Annotated in this window: 6 protein-coding genes; 5 read left to right on the forward strand and 1 reads right to left on the reverse strand. The window is 46.1% G+C overall.

Annotation, left to right across the window (positions count from 1 at the left end; genetic code table 11):
* Positions 1 to 143: 143 nt before the first annotated feature.
* A complete protein-coding gene (locus tag Ga0451573_RS18735) occupies positions 144 to 320 on the reverse strand; it encodes a hypothetical protein (RefSeq protein WP_231685711.1) in 177 nt (58 codons plus the stop codon).
* A gap of 296 nt (positions 321 to 616) precedes the next feature.
* Between Ga0451573_RS18735 and Ga0451573_RS18740 the strand changes: the two genes are divergently transcribed.
* The 5 genes from Ga0451573_RS18740 to tnpC all read left to right on the forward strand — a co-directional run bounded on the left by Ga0451573_RS18740 (position 617) and on the right by tnpC (position 3,651).
* Complete coding sequence (locus Ga0451573_RS18740; RefSeq protein WP_231685713.1) at positions 617 to 796, forward strand: H-type small acid-soluble spore protein; 180 nt, start codon at positions 617 to 619, stop codon at positions 794 to 796.
* A 51-nt stretch (positions 797 to 847) separates the two neighbouring features.
* Positions 848 to 1,036: a small, acid-soluble spore protein, H family gene (locus Ga0451573_RS20350; RefSeq protein WP_353740082.1), complete on the forward strand. Its 189-nt coding sequence runs from the start codon at positions 848 to 850 to the stop codon at positions 1,034 to 1,036.
* A 381-nt stretch (positions 1,037 to 1,417) separates the two neighbouring features.
* Positions 1,418 to 1,741: an IS66 family insertion sequence element accessory protein TnpA gene (gene tnpA, locus Ga0451573_RS18745; protein ID WP_231685714.1), complete on the forward strand. Its 324-nt coding sequence runs from the start codon at positions 1,418 to 1,420 to the stop codon at positions 1,739 to 1,741.
* A complete protein-coding gene (tnpB, locus tag Ga0451573_RS18750) occupies positions 1,735 to 2,097 on the forward strand; it encodes an IS66 family insertion sequence element accessory protein TnpB (RefSeq protein WP_231685716.1) in 363 nt (120 codons plus the stop codon). The genes tnpA and tnpB overlap by 7 nt, the downstream gene beginning before the upstream one ends.
* Before the next feature lie 246 nt (positions 2,098 to 2,343).
* Entirely contained in the window at positions 2,344 to 3,651 is a 1,308-nt protein-coding gene (tnpC, locus tag Ga0451573_RS18755; RefSeq protein WP_269438408.1) for an IS66 family transposase, read from the forward strand.
* Positions 3,652 to 3,664: the final 13 nt, after the last annotated feature.

A 3,664-nucleotide genomic window follows, 5' to 3' on the forward strand; every position in this document is an offset into this window, starting at 1 on the left:
CCAATACGGCTTAGCTCTCGGCTAACGTTTATTGGCTCGTTCACAACCATCTCTCCACTGTTCAGTTTTCAAAGACCTGTGTTTCCTTTTTGTTCCTGCGGCATCTCTGCCGCAGGAACTTTATCTTACCACACTTGACCCTCTCAAGTCAACTGGTAATTTCTGCTCCTGTTGTTAACCTTGTTAATCCTTCTCTCCACTGCTCTCTCAAGCGCGGATTTACATCTTACCACGTTTAACCCTCTCAGGTCAACTGGTAATCTCTGCTGTTTTCCAAAGCTCTCCATTGCTCTCTCAAGCCCGGATTTACATCTTACCATATTCAACCCTCTCAGGTCAACTGGTAATCTCTGCTGTTTTCCGAAGCTCTCCACTGCTCTCGCAAACCCTTATGAACCTCTTTTCTTCTATTTCTGCCGTAATTTAGCGTAAAATATGTAACTCCATAGCTTAGAGTCAAAAATTATGGCACATCTTCAATTGCATTTGAATTTACCGAACTGCAAGTTACATGTGTTGTATCCTTTACGCCCTAAATAGACAATTAGTTATGTATATTATATTGCACATAAAGGCAAAAATATATTAATAAAACAGGAAAAAGGAGATGTTATTTTTGGATTACAAGCGAGCTTCCGAAATAATCAAATCACAAGAGACTATCGACGTAACTTTTAATGGACAAAATATTTGGATCAAAAATCTCAATCATAATAATAATACTGCAGTGGTTACACCAACTACAGAAGGTCAACCGGACATAACTGTTTCAATCGATGAACTTAAAGAGAATTAGGCCTTTATGTGAGAATAAGTCACCCCTCAATACTAAAGGAGTTGTCGTTTTATGGAATATAATAAGATAAAAGAAATGCTCTACTCACAAAATTATCATTTACTGTTTTATAATAATGAACCGGTATGGTTAAGAACTATAGATGAAAATTCTCAAACTGCGGTTGTGTCATCATCCGTATTTTCTGAACCTGATAAAACCGTCTTTCTTAATCAATTAAACGAATGCTGTGATTGCTGATGGAGGGTGCAGATAAATTCCTCCAGGATGGGCCCCCGACAACTCCGCCGACATTCCACTACCGCTTACGCGGGTCGCGGGTCGGCGGACGTCAGACTTATCCTTCCGGAACATATCTGCCACCTGCCCACCTGCTATTCATATTAAATCCGGCAACGTCCTACTCTCCCAGGACCCTGCGGTCTACCTGTCCAGATATCTCTAACCTCACTTCGTTCGCTAAGAGACTATCTGAAGTGGCACTAGGCGCTTCGCGCCGTCGCAAGTCTGAAGCTCGGGTCGCGCTGATGGTACTTGGTAAGCGCTTAACGAACGGGTGCATGGTCAAAACAGCCTTGCCATGAGAGAATATCCCCAATACGAGGAATGGGGGTAGATAAAATGGCAAGTCAGGAACAACTGGCATTGGTGGCTGAATGCCGTGCCAGCGGTATGACCGCGAAAGACTGGTGTGAAGCAAGAGGTATCAACTATCGTCATTATGTGTATTGGGCTTCCCGTGTTAACCGGGCCCAGCGGACCAACCAGGATCACCATGACCAGCAAGAGCCACAACCACAGTGGGCTCCGGTAAAAATGACAGGGGAACCGGAGGTAATCGGTGAAATTCGGCTTGTCTGCGGCAGATGGACCATTTGCGTGGGAACTGGTTTCAGTCCTGTTCTTCTTGCCGAGGTGCTTAAAGTAGTGGATGGCATATGCTAAAGGAAATCACCAGCTATGACGGGATTTATTTGGCATGCGGGGCCACTGACCTAAGAAAATCGGTAGACGGTCTAGCCATCATTGTTAAGCATGAATTCAACATGGATCCGTTTGGGAACTACCTTTTTCTGTTTTGCAACCGGAACCGCAATCGGCTAAAATGCCTGAGCTGGGATAAGAACGGCTTCGTACTGTACTACAAGAGGCTAGATGGGGCGGGAGCACGGTTTAAATGGCCGAAGGAGCCGGCAGATGTAAGGAACATCACAGTCAGCCAACTTCGCCTGCTCATGGATGGCCTGTCCATAGACCCGCCAAAGGGTTTTGGTGAGGTTGCAGCCAGAGATTTCTGCTGATAAAAATAACACGTCAATATGGCGACAAAATGTCTGCTTCCGAGTAAAAAAATGTTACTGTTTAGATAGTGTAAACCCTTGATATTAGTGGATTTATAGGTGTTTTCATGCTATAATAAAAACATGGAAAAGGTTGATTTAACGGGTATTCCGCCCGAGGTAACTCAATATATTTCAAGACTCGAAAACAAGGTGCAGGAACAGTCCAAAACCGTGGAATCACAGAAGGTCCGGATCGACCGGCTGATGGATATACTGGCCAACTTCCAAAAGACCATGTACGGTCAATCCAGCGAAAAGAGCAAATATGTACTGAACGAGGATAATGGTCAGATATCGATCTTCAACGAAGCGGAGGCTGTTTCAAACAGCAAAGCGCCTGAGCCCACCAAAGTTTCTGTTTCTGAGCATAGCAGGAAACCCAGACGCACCAAGGAAGAACTGGCAGCAGATGTGCCCGTAGTGGAGATGGTCTGTGAACTGAATCAAGAACAGCTTGAGTGCCAGAAATGCGGCGCAAACATGCGTGTTCTTGGCAAAGAGGCCGTCCGGGAAGAATTGGAGATTATACCGGCCCATGTAAGGCTGCTGCGATATATCCGATACAGCTATGTCTGCGAAAGCTGCGAGAAGGAAACGGGAGAAGCGACGATAGTGAAAGCACCTACTCCCGCACCTGTCATAAAACGAAGCCTTGCTTCGGCCTCTACTGTGGCCCATGTCATGTACCAGAAATATGTCAACGGCATGCCCTTGTACCGGCAGGAAAAGGACTGGGCCAATCAAGGTATTGTCCTATCCAGAGCGACTTTAGCCAACTGGATTATCCGGTCGGCAAATGACTGGCTGATGCCTTTATGGGAGACAATGAAGGCATATCTGCTTAAACAGGCAGTGATTCATGCGGATGAGACTGTAATCCAGGTGCTTAAAGAAGAGGGCAAGAAACCATCCTCAGAGTCACGGATGTGGCTGTACTGTTCAGGCAATATAGCCACTAAGCCGGTGGTGTTGTATGAATATCAGCCCACCAGGTCGGGTGAGCATGCGAGGCGGTTTCTGGCGGGCTTTCGTGGGTATTTGCAAACAGACGGCTACAGCGGTTATAATAAGGTGCCCGATGTAACCCGATGTGGCTGCTGGGCTCACCTACGGCGTAAATTTCAGGAGGCCATGCCAAAGGGAGTCGCCGTTGGTTCCACCGCCGCAATAGGCTTCGAATACTGCAACAAGCTGTTTGCAATTGAGAAAGACCTGGAACAGCTCACTCCCGAAGAACGTAAAATCCAGCGTCAGGAACGGTCTAAGCCAGTTCTTGAGGCTTATTGGTCATGGGTAGACACAGTGAACGTTCTCAAAGGATCCAAACTTGCCGAAGCAATAACTTATTCTGTAAATCAGAGAATGAGCCTGGGCACATTTCTTGAGGACGGGCAGATTGCACTATCCAACAACCGGGCTGAGAATGCAATCAGGCCCTTCGTCATAGGCAGAAATTATGTGCTCACTCTGTTTATGTTTCTTAGCAATGCTGCAATGGGTAAAATTGCTTAATATTCCTTGTAGT

The sequence above is a fragment of the Phosphitispora fastidiosa genome (assembly GCF_019008365.1).
Lineage (GTDB): Bacteria > Bacillota > Thermincolia > Thermincolales > UBA2595 > Phosphitispora > Phosphitispora fastidiosa.